General features: G+C 72.1%; 11 protein-coding genes. 4 read left to right on the top strand and 7 right to left on the bottom strand.

Annotation, left to right across the window (positions count from 1 at the left end; translation table 11 throughout):
- Positions 1–26: 26 nt before the first annotated feature.
- Both SM450_RS23785 and SM450_RS23790 read right to left on the bottom strand, forming a co-directional pair.
- Entirely contained in the window at positions 27–4,865 is a 4,839-nt protein-coding gene (locus tag SM450_RS23785) for a beta-ketoacyl synthase N-terminal-like domain-containing protein (protein WP_474621984.1), read from the bottom strand.
- On the bottom strand, positions 4,862–12,394 hold the full coding sequence (locus tag SM450_RS23790) for an SDR family NAD(P)-dependent oxidoreductase (protein ID WP_474621985.1): 7,533 nt from the start codon (positions 12,392–12,394) through the stop codon (positions 4,862–4,864). Before SM450_RS23790 ends, SM450_RS23785 begins: the two co-directional genes overlap by 4 nt.
- Positions 12,395–13,232: 838 nt before the next feature.
- On the opposite strand from SM450_RS23790, the gene SM450_RS23795 reads away from it, so the two are divergent.
- The gene (locus tag SM450_RS23795; RefSeq protein ID WP_474621986.1) at positions 13,233–14,165 is read left to right on the top strand and encodes a sulfite exporter TauE/SafE family protein; all 933 of its coding nucleotides are present in this window, start codon (positions 13,233–13,235) and stop codon (positions 14,163–14,165) included.
- 46 nt (positions 14,166–14,211) lie between these two features.
- Here SM450_RS23795 and SM450_RS23800 read toward each other — a convergent pair whose 3' ends face one another.
- On the bottom strand, positions 14,212–14,499 hold the full coding sequence (locus SM450_RS23800; RefSeq protein WP_474621987.1) for a winged helix-turn-helix transcriptional regulator: 288 nt from the start codon (positions 14,497–14,499) through the stop codon (positions 14,212–14,214).
- Between the two features lie 157 nt (positions 14,500–14,656).
- On the opposite strand from SM450_RS23800, the gene SM450_RS23805 reads away from it, so the two are divergent.
- Positions 14,657–14,983, top strand: a complete 327-nt coding sequence (locus SM450_RS23805) for an EthD family reductase (RefSeq protein ID WP_474621988.1) — start codon at positions 14,657–14,659, stop codon at positions 14,981–14,983.
- Between the two features lie 5 nt (positions 14,984–14,988).
- On the top strand, positions 14,989–16,044 hold the full coding sequence (locus SM450_RS23810; RefSeq protein ID WP_474621989.1) for an NAD(P)H-dependent flavin oxidoreductase: 1,056 nt from the start codon (positions 14,989–14,991) through the stop codon (positions 16,042–16,044).
- Here the strand turns inward: SM450_RS23810 and SM450_RS23815 are convergent.
- The 4 genes from SM450_RS23815 to SM450_RS23830 form a co-directional block, all read right to left on the bottom strand.
- Complete coding sequence (locus SM450_RS23815) at positions 16,041–17,792, bottom strand: cellulose binding domain-containing protein (RefSeq protein ID WP_474621990.1); 1,752 nt, start codon at positions 17,790–17,792, stop codon at positions 16,041–16,043. The genes SM450_RS23810 and SM450_RS23815 overlap by 4 nt on opposite strands.
- Before the next feature lie 610 nt (positions 17,793–18,402).
- Positions 18,403–19,218: a Rossmann-fold NAD(P)-binding domain-containing protein gene (locus SM450_RS23820; protein WP_474621991.1), complete on the bottom strand. Its 816-nt coding sequence runs from the start codon at positions 19,216–19,218 to the stop codon at positions 18,403–18,405.
- Positions 19,215–19,412, bottom strand: a complete 198-nt coding sequence (locus SM450_RS23825) for a nuclear transport factor 2 family protein (RefSeq protein ID WP_474621992.1) — start codon at positions 19,410–19,412, stop codon at positions 19,215–19,217. The genes SM450_RS23820 and SM450_RS23825 overlap by 4 nt, the downstream gene beginning before the upstream one ends.
- Positions 19,413–19,418: 6 nt before the next feature.
- Positions 19,419–19,631, bottom strand: a complete 213-nt coding sequence (locus SM450_RS23830; RefSeq protein ID WP_474621993.1) for a nuclear transport factor 2 family protein — start codon at positions 19,629–19,631, stop codon at positions 19,419–19,421.
- A gap of 200 nt (positions 19,632–19,831) precedes the next feature.
- On the opposite strand from SM450_RS23830, the gene SM450_RS23835 reads away from it, so the two are divergent.
- Positions 19,832–20,035: TetR/AcrR family transcriptional regulator (locus tag SM450_RS23835; protein ID WP_474622070.1), on the top strand; the 204-nt coding region annotated here is incomplete at its 3' end.

Genomic DNA, 20,035 nt, shown 5'->3' on the forward strand with positions numbered 1-20,035 from the left:
GGCGGTGCTGCGTGCCGGATCGTGGATCACGGCCCGGACACCCCGGGCGGGGTCGCCGGCGCCGGTTCCGGGCCCCAGGTCCAGGCGACGACGTACCGGCGGGGCGGCAGGTCCTCCGGGTTGGCCACGTCCCGGTGGCCGACCCGGTACGCCCGCCCGCCGATCTCGACGGTCAGTCCCGAGTCGGTGGCCGAGTACACCCGGAACCGACGTGGTGAGCCGTCGAGCCCGGTGCCCTCGGCCTTCGCGACCGCCTCCTTCGCGGCCCAGAACCGGGTGAACCACAGCCGTCGGGCCCCGGCGTCCGTGCCTGCCAGGGAGGACAGCAGGCTCAGCTCGGCGGGGGTGAGGGCGAAGGTGAAGGTGCTCTCCGGGTGGTCGGTGACCTCCGCGACGTCGATGCCGACGCCCGGACCGCCGGCCGCCGCGCCAGGCGCCCGGCGACGGGCGATCGCCACCCCGATCTCCGCGCAGTGCGCCAGGGACACGTCGCAGTCGCCGAGGTCGCGGCCGGGCCGACCACGGACCCAGGGCCGGCCGTCCGGGTCGTTGCCGACGGTCAGCTCGATCGGGTAGATGTCGGTGTGACCGTCCTCCCACAGCCGGGCCCGCACCGCGTCCTTCGCCGCGATCCGGCCCAGCATCCACTGCTTGCGGGTCTTCGCCGGCTGCCGCTCGTACTCGGCGTAACCGGCGCCGCCGAGGATGCCCCGGGCCGCCATCCCCCGGGTGACCAGGTCGGTCCAGCAGTCGAAGGCCATCGTCCAACCCTCGGGCTGCAACAGCGACATCGGGTGCCGCTCGGGGAACCGCTCCGCGACCCGGGCCTGCGGGTGGCTGTCGAACCGGCGGTCCACCGCCCCCTCGATCTCCGACCAGACCCGCCCCTGGTAGCTGAGCTGGGTGTCGGCGACGAGCTTGCCGTCGTCGATGACGCGGACCCGGGCGACGCACTCGAAAGCCCGGCCGGCCGGCGGGGGTGGCCCGTAGAACCGCACCTGCCCGAGCCCCACCGGCAGCGCGACGGTCCGGAACGGCTGGGTGGTGATCAGCCAGTTGCCGATGAGCTGGAGCGCGTTGTCCAGCAGCGCCCCGGGTGGCTCCGGCGCGGTGACCACGCCCCGCACGTGCATGTCGCCGAGCGCGTGCACCTCGGTCACGCCCTGGAACTGCGGGCCGTGGAACATCAGCCGCTCCGCGTACATCTCGGCGGCGCCGAGGGTCGGCGGTCGTTCGGTGGCCGGGTCGTGGGTCCAGACCGGCGGCGGCGGCGGGTACGCGGGGCCGACCTCGATTGTCGCGCGCGCATATCCGGCGAAGGCGACCGCGTACCGGTTCGGGCCGGCGGCCCGGACCACGATCTCGACGTCGGTGGCCGGTTCGGCGATCAGCCACTTGTGGAACTTGGCGTCGTGCACCGCCACCACCGGGACGCCTGGTACGAGCTGCTCCACCGCCTCCATCATGTGCGCGACCAGGGCGGTCGCCGGCACCACCGGCCACCGGTCCTCCGGGTCCGGCCAGTCGTCGGGCTGCACGAAGAAGCAGTGGTCCAGCAGGTACGGCATGGTCTCCAGGGAGATCCGCCTGGTGATTCGACCGATCTCGGCACCGGCCCCGGCGGTCACCGGACGCAGCGGGCCGTTGGTGGTCACCGGTGGCCGCGCGGGCGGAGTGCCGACCCGTGCCGTCGGGGTCACCGGCGGGGCGGGGCGGGTCGGTGTCGCCGTGCCACCGCCGCCGGTGGCCGTCCGGCCCGATGTGTTCTCCCGCAGCAGGGCGGCGAGTTCGGCCGCCGCGCTTGATCCGCCCGCGAGCCGGTGCAGCGCGTCGAGCGCGGCGGTCGACCGGGCGGCGGGCGTCTGCGCGACCGCCGGTCGGGCCACCGGCGTCGGCGCGGCGGCCGGGAGTGGCGCGGCGGCCGGGAGTGGCGCGGCGGCCGGCGTCGGTGCGCCGCCCTGGCCGGCGGCGGCGTGGCTGGTCGCGGCGGCGTGGCTGGTCGCGGCGACGACGGGCCGGGCCGCGCCGTTGCCGTTGCCCGGCGTCGGCGGCGCCGAGTCGGGCGACGCGGTCACCCCGAGCAGACCGGCGGCGTCCGCGCCGAGGCGGACCAGCGGCCCGCCGAGGTCGAGCTTCATCCGCGGGCCACGCCGGACGGCACCGCCCGGTGGCTTCGTCGGACCGCCGTCGACGCCCGCAGCCGGCACCCGGCCGGTGCCGGCCGCCGGCGTACGGTCCACGGTGTCAAGCGCCCGCAGGTCCGGTGCGGCCCCCTCCACCCACAGCGCGGTGGCGACCCGGCGTAGCTGGTTCAGCCCGCTGCGGTGCGCGGTGTTCACAGGCATCGCGAGGTGGTCGCGCCCGCGCAGGTTGTCACCGATCAGCGAGGCGAGCTGCCCCGCGCCGACCTGGAGGAACACCCGGAAACCGGCGTCGTACATCGCCTCGACGGTCTGCCGGAACCAGACCGGCTCCATCATGTGCCGGACGAAGATCCGGTTGACCTCGTCCTCGTCGGCGGGGAACGGTGCGTGCAGGGTCGCCGACCACACCGGCATCCGGGTCGGGTGCACCTCCCAGCGGCCCAGGGCGGCGCCGATCGAGGTGAGTCCGTCGGCGAAGGCGGGGGTGTGGAACGCCGACCGGAACGGCAGCTTCTGACACAAAATGTTACGGGTACGCAGCGCCTCGACGAGCCGGTCGACCTGCGGCTCGGGGCCGTTGACCACCGACTGTGCCGGGGCGTTGTCGTGCGACAGGACCACCCCGGGATAGTCGCCGAGCAGCGGGGTGACCTGGTCCGCGCCGGCCCCGACGGCGGCGAAGACGTAGCCGGAGACCTCCACCGAGTCGGCGTTGAACAGGTCGAGGAACTCGTCCATCGCGGCGGTGCTGATCTGGCCGCTGACCGCGGCGGCGGTCCACTCGCCGATGCTGTGCCCGGCGACGGCGTCGGGTCGTACCCGGATCCGGGCCAGTGCGTCGTCGAGCAGCTTGCCCACCTCGATCAGCCCGGCGCCGTGCCGGCCCAGGTCGGCGGCGGACCAGTCCCGGTCCGGCAGGCCGAAATGGGCGGCCAGGTCGGCGGTCCGTGGAGCGAACTCCGCCTCCAGACCGGGGAAGACGAAGGCGAGCTTGCCCGACCCGGCGCCGAGCAGCGGCCGAGGGCTGAACCAGATGTCCCGCCCGCCCCGCCACGCCTGGCCCCGGGCGACCGTCTTGCGGGCCACCGCGAGCAGCTTGTCCGTCGGGTTGACGACGCCCAGCCGGGTCTGCGCCGGGGCGTCCCCGCCCGAGCGGGCCGCCAGCTCGACGCCGCGCCGGCGTACCTCGTGGTCGTCGTGGGCCAACAGCTCGGCGAGCCCGGCCGGGTCCGGCGCGGCCAGCCAGAGCACCTGGTCCGGCTCGTCGACCACGGCCCGGCCGGCGGCCGGGGCGGTCGGCGCGACCACCGGCTCGCCCACCGACACCGGCGGCTGCTCGATGATCAGGTGGGCGTTGATCCCGCCGAAGCCGAACGCGTTGATCCCGGCCCGGCGCGGCCCGTCGCTCTCCCACGGCCGGGCGGTGTCGATCGGCGCGAACCGGGTCGCCGCCATCTCCGTGCGCGGCGTCTCGCAGTGCAGGGTCGGTGGCAGCACCCCCCGGTGCACCGCGAGCGCGGCCTTGATCAGACCGGCCACCCCGGCGGCCGGCATGGTGTGCCCGATCATCGACTTCACCGAGCCGATCACCGGCCGGGGACCCCCGGTGTACGGGCCGAACACCTGTGCCACAGTGGTCAGCTCGGCGGCGTCCCCGGTCGGGGTGCCGGTGCCGTGCGCCTCCAGCAGCCCCAGCGCGTCCGGGGCGGTCGGGTCGAGCCCGGCCGACTCCCAGGCCCGTCTGATCGCCAGCACCTGACCGGAGACCGCCGGGTTGAACATGCTCGCCGACTTGCCGTCGCTCGACACCCCGCTGCCCCGGATCACCGCGTAGACCCGGTCACCGTCGCGCACCGCGTCGGCGTACCGCTTGAGCACCACCACGCCGGTGCCCTCGCCGATCAGCAACCCGTCGGCGGCGGCGTCGAACGGCCGGATCTCGCCCTGCCGCGACAGCGCGCGAAGCTGGTTGAACACCGACCAGAAGCTGATGTCGTGCACGTGGTGCACACCACCGGCGAGTACCGCGTCCAACCGGCCGTTGACCAGCTCGGTGATGCCCTGGTCCACGGCGATCAGCGACGAAGCGCAGGCCGCGTCGATGGTGTACGCCGGGCCGCGCAGGTCGAGCCGGTTGGCCACCCGGGAGGCGGCCAGGTTCGGCACCAGGCCGATGGTCCCCTCCGGCTGGTACGGCCCGAGCCGCTCGTCGAACTTCTTGCGCAGCAGCTCCAACCGGGCCGGGTCGACGTCCGGAATCAGCTCCCGCAGGATGCTCACCACCTGGCTGGACATCCGCACCCGCTGGGCGTAGCGGGCCTGGGCGGGGCTGAGGATGCCGCCCCGGCCGAGGATCACCCCGATCCGGTCGCGGGCCGGCAACCTGTCGTCGCCCCCCGCGTCGTCGATGGCCGCGGCGGCCACCTCCAACGTGATGAGCTGGTCCGGCTCGATGTCCCCGACGGAGGCGGGCATGACCCCGAAACGCAGCGGCTCGAAGGTGGCGTACTCGTCGACGAAGCCGCCCCGCCGGCAGTACATCCGGTCGGCCCGGTGGGCCTGCTCCGGGTCGTAGAACTCCTCGTCCCAGCGGTGGACGGGGACGTCGGTGATCGCGTCGACCCCGTTGATCAGGTTGCGCCAGTAGCTTTCCAGGTCACCGGCCGAGGGCATCAGGGCGGCCATCCCGACGATCGCGATCCGGCACATCGGCGTCGTCACCACCCGGATGCGGTGTAGACGACCGAGGTGACCGACGCGTCGGCCCAGGCCAGCTCGCGCAGCAGGGCCAGCGCGCCCTCCTCCGGGTCGATCAGGCCGATGCCGCGCCGGGCGTACTCCCGGCTCAGCTCGGCGGTGACCATGCCGCCGTGACCGACGCCCGGGGCCCACGGTCCCCAGTGCACGGTCAGGCAGCGCACCCCGGTCCGGGCCGCGTACCGGGCGCCGATGGAGTCCAGGGCGTCGTTTGCCGCCGCGTAGTCGGCCTGGCCCCGGTTGCCGTAGGCGGCGGCGATGCTGCCGAAGAAGACCACGAAGCGCGGCGCGATCCGTAGCGCGTCGAGGCCGGCCAGCAGCCCCCGCGCCCCGTCGACCTTGGTGTCGAAGACCCGGGTGAACGACGCCGGGTCCTTCTCGGCGATCAGCTTGTCCTCGATGATCCCGGCGGCGTAGACGACACCGTCGAGGCGGCCGTGCTCGGCGTGGATCTCGGCCAGCAGTCGCCGGGTGGCGGCTGCGTCCCGTACGTCCAGGGCGTGGTAGCGGACCTCCCCGCCCAGCTCGGTCAGCTCGGCGATGGTCGCGGTCACCTCCCGGGCCGCCAGGATGCCCTGCGCGGTCCGGGCGATCTCGGCCGGTGTGGACGCCCCGCGCCGGGCCAGCACCCCGACCAACGCGGCCCGGTCCCCGGCGCTCGCCAGCTCCGGGTCCTCCGGGCCGGACGGCAGTGGGGTCCGACCGACAAGCTCGATGCGGCAGCCGGTGGCCGAGGCGAGCGCCCGGGCGAACCACGGGGTGATGCCCCGTGCCCCACCGACCAGCACCACCACCGAGTCGCGTTCCAGGCCGATCGCGGCGGCCTCGGACACCCCGTCGCCGGCCGGTCCGGCACCCCCGGCGGCCAGCGCGCCCAGCTCGACCGGGACCAGGTCGGCGACGTACCGGTCGGCACCGCGCCGGGCGACCACCGGGGCGTCGGGGACGGTGAGCAGTTCGTCGATGAGCTGCCGGGCGAGGGTTTCCGGCGTCGCCGCCGGGTCCACCGCCACGAAGCGGGCGGCCAGTCCGGGGTATTCGCGGGCGATCGTGCGGAACAGTCCGGGCATGCCGTCGGCCGCGCCTGTGACGTCCTGCGCCCCGGCGGCGAGCAGCCAGCTCGGTCCGGCGGTCAGGACCCGCTGCAACAGCGGGAACACGTCGGGCAGCAGCGGCTCGTCGAGGTTGGTCAGCCCGTCGAGCACCAGCACCCCGTCGAAACCCTGACCGGCCTGCGCGCTGTCGAGCACGCCCAGTTGGCCACCGGCGCCGTACGCGCCGAGCAGTTCCGCCAGGTACGCCCCGACCGGTCCACCGCCGGTGATCAGGAAGCGCATTCCGGTGAGGGCGGTCGCCGGGTCGACGCTCTGCCCGGGCTGGACGTTCTCCTGGGCGACCAGCCGCTTCGGCGCGATCCCCGCCCCCACACCGGCGCCGGCGGGAGTCGAAGCGGGTGCGGGGGTGGGTGCGGCGGTGACGGCGGCCGGCGTGGCGACGATCGCCGGCACGGTGGTGGCCGAGACGTGGATGGTGCCGCTCATCTTCTGGTCGAGCCAGGTGACCATGGCGTGGACGGTGCGGGCCTTGACGAGGTCTTCGAGTTCGCTTTCGTCGCCTTCGACGCTGAGGGAGAGGCGTTGGGCGACTTCACCTGCGACTTCGGCGCGTTTGATGGAGTCGATGGACAGGTCGGCTTCGAGGTCGAGGTCGGGCTCGATGAGGTCGACCGGGTAGCCGGTGCGTTCGCTGATCACGGTGAGGATGGCCTGCTGGAACTCGGCGAGGGAGACACCGGCGGGGGCGGCGGGCGGTCCGACCGGGGCGGCGGGGAGCGACCCGGCGGGGGCCACCGCAAGCGGGCCGGTCGTGGTGGCCGAGACGTGGATGGTGCCGCTCATCTTCTGGTCGAGCCAGGTGACCATGGCGTGGACGGTGCGGGCCTTGACGAGGTCTTCGAGTTCGCTTTCGTCGCCTTCGACGCTGAGGGAGAGGCGTTGGGCGACCTCGCCTGCGACTTCGGCGCGTTTGATGGAGTCGATGGACAGGTCGGCTTCGAGGTCGAGGTCGGGCTCGATGAGGTCGACCGGGTAGCCGGTGCGTTCGCTGATCACCGCCAGGATCGCCTGCTGGAACTCGGCGAGGCTCGGACCGGCCGGCGCGGGGGCCGCCACCAGGCCGGTCGGGGTTCCGGTGGCCACCGCGGCGGGGGCGACGACGCCGCCGATCGCGGGAGAGACGGGCCTGACGTCCGGGGTGACCGGAACGGGCCGGCTGATCGCCGGTGCCGGCGCCGTGGCCAGCGCGGTGCCGCCGTTCGACGCCGACACGGTGGGCAGCGCGGCGGGGGTGGCCGCGGGTCGGGCGACAGGCGCGGGTGTCGTGGCCGGGACCACTGCCGGTCGGGGATCCGGGGCGGGTGTCGGTCCGGCGGGCAGCGCCGGGTACTCCTGCGCATAGGTCTCGGTGGGCAGCCGGGTCGGCCCGGTGCCCGCGTCCGGGGGTTCGCCGAGGAAGGCGAGCATCACGTCCCGCTGGGTGGCGATCATCTCCCGGTTGGTGCGCAGGTACTCCCGCAGCAACTCGCCCCGGATGTCTCGGACGGCCGCCGGCTCGGGGCCGCTGACGGTCCGGACGTTCCGGACGGTCGCGGGTTCGGGGCCGTTGCGGGTGCCGGTGGCGGCGCCGGGGGTGGTGGCGGTGCCGTTGGCAGGGGTCATCGACAACTCCTTGATCCGTCGGGGAGGGGTCATGCCACCGGGAAGACAGTTGCCGTGCTGGTCCCGGACGAGTTGGCCGTCGACCGTCCAGAGCGGACGACGGGGCGGTGCGGTGGTGCTGCCGTCGGCGACCCGCCCGTGGAAGAGCCAGTCGGGGCGGACCGGTGCGCCGGCGCAGGCGAGTTCGGCGACCGAGACGAGGAATCCGCGCAGCCCGTCGGAGGGGCCGCGTTCGCAGGCGACCGTCTGGTGCGGCCGGTCGCCGAGCACCGCCTGCACCAGCCGGGTGAGCACCTGGCCGGGGCCGACCTCGACGAAGAGGCGGGCGCCCGCGGCGTACATCGCCTCGATCTGCTCGACGAAGCGGACCGGTGCGCCGATCTGTTCGGCGAGGTGGTGGCGGACCTGGCCGGCGTCGCCGGAGTACGGTGCGGCGGTCAGGTTCGACCAGACCGGGATGCGCGGCTCGGCGATCGAGCGGGCGGCGAGCACGTCGGCGAAGGTCTCCACCGCGCCGGCCACCACCGGGCTGTGGAAGGCGCAGGCCACCGGGATGGTCCGGGCGGACAGGCCGGCGTTCTTGAACGCGACCACCGCCTCCCGTACCTTCGCCGTCGGCCCGGAGACCACCACCTGCTGCGGGGCGTTCCGATTGGCCAGCACCACCTCGCTGGCCAGGCCGGCTCCGGCGAGCGCCTGGGCGACCTGGTCGGCGGTGGCGTTGACCGCCGCCATGGTGCCCGGGTCCTCACCGCACGCCCCGAGGATGGCCGCCGCCCGTTCCCGGCTCAGGTCGAGCAGGGTGGCCGCGTCGAACGCCCCGGCGACGCAGAGTCCGACGAGTTCGCCGTAGCTGTGGCCGGCGGTCATGTCGGGTCGGACCCCGAGCCGGCGCAGCAGGTGGTCCATGGCGAGGCCGCCGATGCCCAGCACCGGTTGGGCGACCCGGGTGTCGCGTACCCGTTCCTCCTGGGCGCGTCGGGCCTCCTTGTCGAACGCGGCCGGTGGGAAGAGCAGCTCCGCCGCCGGCCGGTCGAGTTCGAGGTAGTGCCGCAGCTCGGGGAAGGCGACGAAGAGTTCACCGAGGGCGCCGGGGCGCTGGCTGCCCTGCCCCGGAAAGAGGAACGCCACCTGACCGGGCCCGACCGGGTCGGTCCCGGTCGGCTGGACCAGGCCCCGGGCCGGTTCATGCTCGCCGGCCAGGGCCCGGTGCAGCAGGGTCTCCAGTTCGGCCAGGTCCCGGGCGACCACCGCGACCTGGGTCGTGCCGGACCGGTTGGCCGCCTTGGTGGCGACCGACGCGGCCAGCTCGGCGAGCCGCCCCGGCCGGTCCCGTCCCCCGTCGTCGGCCAGGCTCTCCAACAGTTGCCGGATCGCCTGGTGGGCGGCGGCGCGGTCCGTGCCCCGGAAGCAGAACAGCTCCGCCGGCCAGATCCGGTGCGCGTGCCGGGGTTCCGGCGCGTTCGGGTACGCGCTGAGCACCACGTGGAAGTTGGTGCCGCCGAAGCCGAACGCGCTGACCCCGGCGATCCGTTCGGCGGCCGGCACCGGCCACGGGCGGGCCTCGGTGAAGAACACGAACGGGCTCTGCCGCGGGTGCCAGGCCGGGTTGGGGCGTTCCAGGTGGATGGTGGGGGGCCGGATGCCGTGGTGGAGGGCGAGCGTCGCCTTGATCAGGCCGGCCAGCCCGGCGGCGCACTTGGTGTGCCCGATCTGGGACTTCACCGAGCCGAGCGCGCAGCCGCCGGGTGCGGCCCCGGCCTCGACGAACATCCGGGTCAACGTCTCCAGCTCGGTGCGGTCGCCGACCACGGTGCCGGTGCCGTGCGCCTCCACCAGCCCGACCTCGCGGGGGGAGATGCCGGTGCGGTGGTACGCCCGGTCCAGGGCCCGCCGCTGCCCGTCGGGGCGCGGCGCGGTCAGGCCGAGGGCCCGGCCGTCGCTGGCCCCGCCGAGCCCCTTGATCACGCCGTAGATCCGGTCGCCGTCGCGTTCGGCGTCGGCAAGCCGCTTGAGTACGACACACGCGACGCCCTCGCCGAGGGCGATCCCGTCGCCGGTGCTGTCGAAGGGGCGGGACCGGCCGGTGGGGGACAGCGCGTGGGCCGAGGTGAACATGAGGTAGTCGTTTACGCCGTTGTGCAGGTCGGCGCCGCCGCAGATCATCAGGTCACTGTCGCCGCCGACCAGCTCCTTGCAGGCGGCGTCCATCGCGGCCAGCGACGAGGCACAGGCCGCGTCGATGGTGTAGTTCGGGCCGCCCAGGTCGAGCCGGTTGGCGACCCGACCGGCGATCACGTTGGCCAGCACGCCGGGGAAACTGTCCTCGGTGACCGTGGGCAGCAGCTCCTGCATCTGCTCGGGCACCTCACCCAGGTACGCCGGCAGCATGGTGCGCAGGGTCTGTGCGTGCCCCATGTCGCTGCCGGCCTCCGCGCCGAACACCACACCGGTGCGGGCGTGGTCCACCCCCGGGGCGTCGTACGGGTAACCGGCGTCGACAAGCGCCCGGTGGGAGACCTCAAGGGCGAGCAACTGGGTCGGGTCGATGCTGCTCAGCGCGGCCGGCGGGATGCCGTAGCCGATGGCGTCGAAGGGCACCGGCTCGATGAACCCGCCCCACTTGGAGACGCTGATCCGGCCGGTCTGCCCCGGCCCGACGGCGGGGGCGTAGTAGTGGTCGGTGTCCCAGCGGTCGGCCGGAACCTCGGTGACGGTGTCGGCGCCGCTGAGCACGGTGCGCCAGAAGCTGTCCAGGTCGGGGGAGCCGGGCAGCATGCAGGCCATCCCGACGATGGCGATGTCGAGCGGTGCGGGCGGCTGGTCGGTCTCGGCGGCCGGCGGCGCGAGCCGGGCCCGCAGCGCGTCGAGCCGGTCGGCGTGCAGGCCCCGTACCCCGGTGGTGACGGCGTCGTGCAGCGCGGCGACGGTGGTGGCGCGGTCGCGCAGCACGGCGACCTGGCCGGCCATGAACAGACCGTCGCTGGCCTGGACGCTCTCGTCGACGGCCTCGACGACGTCGCCGGAGCGGCGCAGGCCCTTGCTGGCAATCCGCAGCCGGCCGACGTTCAGCAGCTCCAACTGCTCCCACACCTCGCGGTTCTCCACCCCGGCACCCTCCAGCTGGGTACGCAGCTGGTGGAAGTCGTCGACGAACGGGGTGTGCAGGCAGCGGGTGGCGTGCCCGGGGGCGGTCTCCAGCAACGCGGTGTGCTCGGCGGTGAGCGCCGCACGTTGGAACAACGGCTGGACCGCGCCGTGGCTCACGGCCTCGGCGGTGAACAGGTAGGCGGTGCCCATCAGTACGCCGATCCGGGCGCCCCGGCGGGCCAGCGGCGCGGCCATCGTGGCCACCATCGCCGCCGAGCGGGCGTCGTGCACCCCACCGGCGAAGAAGATCTGTAGTTGCGCACCGGCGGCCGGGTCGGTGTCCAGGTAGTCGTCGAGCACCGCCAGTTGGGCCTCCCACAGCGGGAAGCTCGCCCGGGGACCCACATGCCCGCCGCACTCGGCGCCCTCGAAGATGAACTTGCGGGCGCCGGAGCGCAGGAACTGGCGAAGCAGGCCGGGGGAGGGCACGTGCAGGAAGGTGTTGATCCCCTGCTCCTCCAGGGCGCGGGCCTGCGGTGGCCGGCCACCGGCGATGATGGCGCAGGCGGGCCGGATCTCACGGATGACGTCCAGTTGCGCGGCGCGCAGTTCCTCGGGCGCGAAGCCGAGCACCCCGACGCCCCAGGGGCGGTCGCCGAGCCGTGCGGCGGTCTCGGCGAGCATCCGGCGGCACTGGTCGGCCGAGTTCAGGGCGAGCGCGATGAACGGCAGCGCGCCGCCGTCGGCGACCGCCGCGGCGAAGGACGCCTCGTCGCTGACCCGGGTCATCGGGCCCTGGGCGACGGGCACCCGGACCCCGAGGGCCGCGGCGAGGGGAGCGCCGGGCTGGAGCAGGTCGGCGGCGTCGGGGCCGTCGACGGCGTCGAGCATCGCCGCGCGCATCCCCCGGACGGCGGCGGAGGTGTCCGGCCAGCGGTCGGCGAAGGTGGCCGCCAGCCAACCGTCCTGTCCGACGGGCAGCAGTTCGGTGTCGGCCCCGTGCGGGCCGCCCCGGCGGACACCCCGTACCCCGTCACGCAGGACGGTCTCCGAGCCGTCCATCCGCCGGATCACGGCCTGGACGTCGGCCGGCAGGTCCGACTCGGGCATCAGGGCGAGCTGGGTGTCCAGGACCACGCCGGCCGCGCCGCCGATCAGGCAGGCGCCCGCGGTGCGCGGGCCGATCCCGCCGGCCACCCAGATCGGCAGGTCGACGGTGTCGTCGGCGACGAGCTGCTGGAGCAGGACGAACGAGCTGAGTTCGCCGATCCGGCCGCCGGCTTCCATGCCCCGGGCGATAAGTCCGTGTGCCCCCGCCGCCGCCGCGGCGCGTGCCTCGGCCCGGCTGGTCACCTCCACGAGCACCCGGTGGTGCGGGGTGATCTCGGCCAGCGGCCAGGGGCTCGCCGGCTCGACCACGACCAGGTCCACCCGGTCGTTCGCGGCCCGCGCCACCTGGGCGGGGGTGGCCCGGCAGCCCGCCGGCACCCGGACGCCGATCGGTGTGGCGGACCAGCTCGCGGCGCGGGCGAGCGCCCGCAGCGACCAGTCGTCGCCGGTGGCCAGGTCGATGATGCCCTGCCCACCTCCGGCGGCGGTGGCGGCCGTGATCCGTGGGCCGGGTTCCAGGACGCCGACGGGGCTGACGACCAGGATCAGGTCACGCGTGTACGGTGCGCTACTCATCGGGCTCCCACTTCGGTCGCGAAGGATCGCGTGGTGACGGGGGGATTGCCGGCCCGAACACCGGCGAGCGCGTATCGAATTTGCGGCGTTCGATCTCGCGTTGAGTCACAGCCTAGCTTCGCCCAGTTACATCTCGGTTAAATCCAACCACCAGGGCCGCCGGGGTGAAGATTTCCTACCTGGGCTGGGGGATATGTCGTCGGGTTAAGCAGGCGAAATGATCGCCGATACGCCGACGTTGTCACCGAATCATGTCGCAGTTGGTTGCCCGTTCATTTTCTAACTTATTTCCAGGCTGTTTTACGTGGCTCGGGAAGTTCCTGGTGACCGGAGATCAACTCATCGAATGTCCCACCATGTGGAACGGCTCTTGCCACTGATTGCATCGACCGTTAAAGATCCGTATCGGCGTCCACGCCTTGATTATCCGACGATTAGCTGTGGCATTCGTGAGGCGAGGTGGGATTGAATTCGATCATCAGATCCCCTGGTGGTAAGGGGTCTTCCTGCGCTTGGTGTCGTGGCTCCGACCGTCGCCGCTGACCTCGTCGACGGTCACCCCGCCGAGACGAGGGCACTCGAAGCGCACCGCCGCCCCCGGTATCGGCTGGTCACACGCCGGCCTTTGGCGACTGCCGATGTACTCACTTAACGAGCGTTTCATGGGCTATCTGTCGGGCGGTCAGCCGATCCCCCGCCGGATATGCCGCCCCCGATTTTCCGGCAGTACCACAGCCCCACCCGGGCTCGCGACCAGGCGAGACGCTCAACACCGCTCCGGTGGTCCGCCCTGCCTGGGGCCGTCCTCCCCCATTCACCTTTCGGATCGGCGGTAATTGTGCGTAGCCTGCTTCTCCTCGCCCTCGTCGGCCTCGGCGCCCAACTCGTCGACGGCAGTCTCGGGATGGCCTACGGTGTGACCTCCACAACATTGTTGTTGGCCCTCAACACCGGGGCGGCGAGCGCTTCGGCGACCGTCCACCTGGCCGAGATCGGCACCACCCTGGTCTCCGGCGCCGCGCACTGGCGGTTCGGCAACGTCGACTGGACGGTGGTCCGCCGGGTCGGCGTCCCGGGCGCCCTCGGCGCGTTCGCCGGCGCGACCTTCCTCTCCCGCCTCTCCACCGAGACCGCGGCCCCGATCATGTCGCTGATCCTGTTCACCCTCGGCCTGTACGTCCTGATCCGGTTCACCGTCTCCGGGTTGCCCCGGGAACGCGTCGGACTGCCCCTGCGCAAGCGCTTCCTCGGCCCGCTGGGACTCGTCGCGGGCTTCGTGGACGCCACCGGCGGTGGCGGCTGGGGGCCGGTCGGCACCCCCGCCATCCTGGCCAGCGGCCGGATGGAACCCCGCCGGGTGATCGGGTCGATCGACACAAGCGAGTTCTTGGTCGCGGTCGCCGCCAGCGTGGGATTCCTGGTCGGCATCGGCTCGGCGAACATCAACTTCGGCTGGGTGGCCGCGCTGCTGCTCGGCGGCATGATCGCCGCGCCGATCGCCGCCTGGCTGGTACGGCTGGTCCCGCCCCGGGTCCTCGGCTCGGCCGTCGGCGGGGTCATCGTCCTGACCAACACCAGAACCCTGCTGCTCAGCGACTGGATCTCCGCCCCGGACGTCGTCCGGTACGCCTGCTACCTGCTCGCCGCGCTGCTCTGGGCGGCGGCGGTGGGCTGGTCACTGCGCCGGCACCTGGCCGACCGGCAGGTGGCCGCGCCGGTCACCGCAGGACAGGAGGGAGGCGCCGGGGAGCCGGCCACCACGTCGAGTTGATCGGACGGCGGCCGGCACCCACCGACCAGCAGGGCGGGTGACGGCGCTACGCCTCGCCGTCCTCGGACATGGCGCGAGCCCACTGGTCGGACCAGCGGACGAGTGGGCGCAGCGCCAGACAGGCGCCGTGGCCGAGTTCGGTGAGACCGTAGGTCGTGTCCGGCTGCTGGGTGACGAGGTGTGCGTCGAGCAGTTCGGTCAGCCGCTGCCGCAGCACGCTTGAGGACATGTTGTCGCAACGCTGTCGCAGCGCGCGGAAGCCAACCGGCCCGTGCTGCAACTCCCAGATGATGCGCAGGTTCCAGCGGCGCCCGAACAGGTCGAGGGCGGCCATCAGCGGACGGCCGGTACTCGACCCCCGTACCGGCTGCCCTGGCCGAGGCGTCGTCATCGCGTCATCCCGCCCGCTTGATGTTTCGGCATCCGACACAGTAACCTCCGGATCGACTGATTCGATTTTCGAATCACCGCGCCGCTGAGCGGAGGTTGGCATGCACAAGCTGGTGGTCCTGTATCCCGAGCCCGCCGATCCCGACCACTTCCGCGACTACTACGTGACAAACCATCTCCCGCTTGTCACGCGCCTGCCCGGCCTGCTCGCGTGGCGCTACAGCTTCGACGTGGCAGCGACACAGGGACAGACCCCGTACTTCGCGGTCTTCGAAGCCGAGTTCACCGACGCGGCGGCAATGACCGCAGCGAGGGCGTCGCCGCACGGTCAGCGGGTGACCGCCGATGTCACCAACTACGCCACAGGCGGTGCGGTCGTCATCCACTATCCGGTCCAGGGCGGCACTGACCGGCCGGGGGCTCCGTGAGGCGATTGCGTACCGCCCTGTGCGAACGACTGGGCATCCCGCTGCCGATCATCCAGGCGCCGGTGGGATCGGCAGCGGGGCCGGAACTGGTGGCGGCCGTGTCCGAGGCCGGTGGCCTCGGCATGCTGGCGTTGACCTGGCAGACACCCGATCAGGCACGCCGAACCATTCGCCGGACGCGGGAGCTCACGGCGCGACCGTTCGGCGCGAACCTGGTTCTCGACTTTCCGGTGGAGGACCTGCTGACGGTGTGCCTGGACGAGGAAATCCCGATCATCTCCACGTTCTGGGGAAACCCGTCGCAGGTGAACGCCCGGATCCGCGAGGCGGGAGCGCTGCATCTGCACACCGTCGGCGAGATCGCCGAAGGCGTCCGCGCTGTCGCGGCCGGCGTGGACGTCGTCGTGGCACAGGGCTGGGAGGCCGGCGGTCACGTCCGCGGCGGCACGTCGACGATGGCGCTGGTACCGGCCGTGGTCGACGCGGTCGGCGCCGTACCGGTAGTGGCGGCCGGCGGGATCGCGGACGGCCGAGGCGTTGCTGCCGTGCTGGCGCTCGGCGCCCAGGGCGCCATGCTGGGCACCCGCTTCCTGGCCACCGCCGAGGCCGCCACGCATGCGGTGTACCGCCGCCACCTGGTCGCCGCCACCGGCGCCGACGCCGTGCACACCCGCTGCTTCGACGGCGGCTGGCCGGACGCGCCACACCGCGCGTTGCGCAACGCGACCCTCCGACGGTGGGAAGCCGCCGGCTCGCCTCCGGCACCACACCGGCCCGGCGAAGGCGATGTCGTCGCCGTCGACACGAGCGGCAAGAATCACCATCGGTACGAGGACCTGATGCCCATGCCCGGGATGACCGGCGAGCTGGCCGACATGGCCCTGTACGCGGGCCAGTCGGTGAACCTCGTCCACGAGGTTGTCCCCGCCGCACGGCTGATCCACGACATGGCCGGGCAGGCTGCCACCACGATCGGCGTTCTGCACGACATCGGCGCGCAGCCGGTGGAACCGGGCCCTGTCCCGGGCGCGGTCCCACCGGCTGCGTCGAGGTGTCGTTAGGAGAGGGCGCAGCTGACGCCGTTGAGGGTGAAGGAACCAGGCTTGCCGGTGTTGCCGGTATGGGTGGCCTGGAAGCCGATGTCGGTGGACCCGCCTGCTGCCAGCGTCCCGTTGTACGAGACGTTCCGGGCGGAGATCTGACCGCTGGAGCCCGTGAAGGTGGCGTTCCAGCCGTTGGTCACGGTCTGTCCGCTGGGCAGGGTGAACGCCAGGGTCCAACCGTCAATCGTCGATGCGCTGCGATTGGTGATGTGGATGCTGGCGGTGAATCCGTCGTTCCATGCGTTCATCGTGTAGCCCACCTCGCAGGCGCCGGACTGGCTCGGCGGGGGTGAGGTGGTCGGCGGCGGCGTGGTCGGCGGCGGCGTGGTGGGCGGGGGCGTGGTCGGCGGCGTGGTGGAGAAGGTGATGTTCGAGACGTAGGAGTTGATGTTCCAGCTCGCGTCCGGGTCGGTTTGGCTGGTGACCGGCTTGCCCTGGACGGTGAAGTTGCTGAAGTGCACGCCGCTGATGTTGATGCTCGACGATCGTCCGTGCAGGTTGACGACCTTCTTCACGTCCGAGGAGACGTTCGTGAAGTAGGCGTTGCGGATCGTCGAGGTGTTCTTCACCGTGCGCCAGGACGGTGGGCGATCCTCCTCCAGGTCGATCAGGCTGTCGGTCTGTTCCACCCTGACGTCTTCCCATCGGGTGTTCGAGACGACGGCGGTGTCGACCGCGTCGATCACCATCGAGCGTCCCGCCTTCACCACGTCGATGTCGCGGAAGACGACCCCGTCCATGGACGTTCCTTCGGTCTTGGTGCCGATCTTCGCGCAGGCGGAGTTGCTGTAGCAGACGATGTGCTCGTGGATGACGTTCTTGGTATTGACCGTGCCGCTGGCGGACTCGTTCTTGGTCGCCATGTTGTCGTCGCCGGTGTAGAGGAACGCGTTCGACAGCAGGCTGTTTGTCGACTCGTCGAAGTCCACGCCGTCGGTGTTGTTGTACCCCGTCGTGGGCCGGCAGTTGATCAATTTGTAGTTCTTGATGGTGACCTTGTCGCTGCGGTAGACGAGCGTGTTCCAGTAGCTGGAGTCGCGGACGGTGACGCCGTCGACCAGGATGTCGGAACTCTCCTCGATCTTCACCACGGCCAGGTTGATGCCCTGGGCCCGCAGGTACTTCCCATTCCCGTCGATGACACCGCGACCCAGCAGCTTGGCGTTTCTCACCTGGAACATCCGGAGGGACGCGTGCTGCATGCCCTCGATGTTCACCCCACCGCTGCCGGTGTTGAAGTCCGCCTTCTGGTTCGAGCCGTAGAGGACCGCACCGGTCGTCAGGTAAAGGGTCATGTTGCTCCTCATCCACAGCTCGCCGACCAGGTATCGGCCCGGAGGCACGTACAGGACGTTGCGGGTGGCGCCGGACGCGGCGTTGATGGCGCTCTGGATCTTTGCCGTGACCAGGGTCGCCCCGGTGTTGTCGACGCCGTAGTCGGCGAGGTTCGTGACGTTGGCGTCCCCCAACTGGGGCGCGTTCGTCTCGGGCGCGTCGATCAGGATGAACAGCAGTTCTTTCGAGTCGAATTGGACGACCAGATAGTTCGGGCCGCTGTTGAAGGTGATGGTGTTGCCGCTGCGGGAAACGGCGAGTTTCCGGCTCTTGGGGCTGACGGTGTACGAGTTGAAGCTCTCGGCGACGGTGACCGAGAACTCGGCCGTGCCCGCTCCCGCCATGGAGCAGTGCGCATAGTGCACCTGCATCTCAGGGAATACTTCGTCATTTTCTCGACGAACAGCGGCGTGCCGCCCGTCGTGACGGTGTAGAGCGGACTCTTCGTGGCGCCGCGCAGGGCGGGATCGGCGACGCAGCCGGCGGCGGCCACGCCGGGCGGGCTGCCCCCAGCCGCGGTGGTCGCACCGTAGACCGGCGCCACCAGGGTGCCCGTCCCGATGCCACCGAGGGCGAGGAGAGCGGTGGCTGCCCAGATCGCGAGACGTTTGTTTTTCATCGGGACCTTTCTCGGGATTGACGACGTTTGTCGGTGGCGACGTGGTCAGGCGGCAGCCTGAGGGTGCCCCCGGTGACGGTCCGGAGCCGGACTTTATGTATCGCTCTTTTCATCGCGCTGTTTCCTTGGCCATGGTGGACTCGGAGCCGGGGGAGCGGCTTCGACGAGAAACTTTCATGGCGGACGCTACGCTCTGACGTCGACGTTCGTCAATGACGGAGTCGCTGAACCTCGGAAACTATCGGGCCGGAACATGAAAGTTTCCGTGCCGTCGACGAGGGGTTTGTTGTGGGTCGGGCTGGCGAGCAGCGCTGACTCCGAGGGCGGCTGAGTAGGTGGTGGGCGTGGAACTCGTCCGCCGATCAGATCAGCCGGCTGCGGCAGAACTCCCGGAACGACCGGGGCGGGCGGCCGGTCACATCCGCGACGGTGGTGGTGACGCGGTCCTCCGCGCCTGCGGCGATGGCCGTGTCCAGGCTGGCGAGGAAGCGGGCGAAGTCGGGCGGGACGCCGTGCCTCTCGTGGTACGCCGCGAGGGCGTCCTCGTCGACGGCGCGGTGTCGCACCGGCCGGGCGCCGATGTCGGTGAGGGTGGCGGCGACGTCGGCGTAGCTCAGCCGCTCGGGGCCGGTGATGACGTGTTCGGTGTCGTGGGGCGTCGGGTCGGTGAGGGTACGGACGGCCACCTCGGCGATGTCTGCCGGATCGACGAACCCCACCCGGGCGTCGCCGGTGGCGCTGACGATCTCGCCTCGTTCCCGCACGCTTGTCGCGTGCGGGTTGTCCCCCACGAAGTTCTCCATGAACCAGGACGGTCGCAACACCGCCCACTCCGGGATCATCGCGCCGAGCTGGGCCTGCACCTCGCCCAGGCCGGGAGCGCCGGCGTCGATCGCCGAGGAGCTGAGCAGGACGGCCCGCCGCACCCCGACCCGCCGGGCCAGGTCGAGGAAGGACAGCATGGTCGGCGCCGGGTCGGTGTCGCCGATGGGCGGAATCAGGTAGAGGCCCGTGACGCCGTCAAGCGCCGTGGCGTGGGTGCTGCGGTCGTACCAGTCGAACCGGACGTCTCCTGCGGCTGGCCGGCGGCTGGCGACGCGGGCCGGGTGGGCGCCGGCGGCGAGTTTCGCGGTGACGAGCCGGCCGGTCGTTCCGGTGCCTCCGATGACGAGGATCATGAGGAGACCGGTCCCGTGCCGAGCAGTTCCTGCGCGGCCTGCGGGTTCCAGTAGTCGCGGTAGTGCACGAGGTGCCCGTCGCGAACGGTCAGGACGGCGACGTACGGCATGCGGTACGGCTTCCCGGTGGCGACGACGACGCCGGAGGCGGTGAACTCGGCGACGATCACCGTCGGATCGGCGGTCTCGTGCACGGTGACCTACACGATTTCGCAGATGTCGAGCATCTCCGGATAGCCGATCAGATAGTCGTGCAGCGCGGCGCGGCCGGACACTCGGGCCGGCTGCCACGGTGGGGCGAACGGGAACTCCATCACCCCGTCCTCGGCGAACAACCCAATGAATCCCGCCATGTCCTTGGCGAGCAGAAGGTCCAGGGCCTGGTGGAACAGGTCGGTGGCGGCGTTCGGCACGGTCGTTCCCTCCTTGTCCGTGGCCGTCCCGTCGTGCTCTAGGATAAGCGGACGGGCGGTCCGTTTGAAGCTTAGCGGACCGACGGTCCGCTTTTGGGAGGGGGGTGTCTGTGCGCGCCGACGCGGTACGTAACCGAGAGGCGGTGCTCGCCGCGGCGGATCGGCTGTTCGAGGCCGCTACCGACCCTGAGCAGGTCTCCATGGACGACGTCGCGGTCGCCGCCGGAGTGGGCAAGGGCACGCTGTTCCGCCACTTCGGCGATCGAGTCGGGCTGATCCGCGCCCTCTACGGCAGGCGCAGCGAGCACCTACGGGCGGCCCTGTCGGCGGGCCCCCCCGGCCGGCCCCCCCCCCCCCCCCCCGCCCCCCGCCGCCGCGGCCACCCCGGGGGGGCCGGGGCCCAG

The organism is Micromonospora marincola, assembly GCF_056150385.1.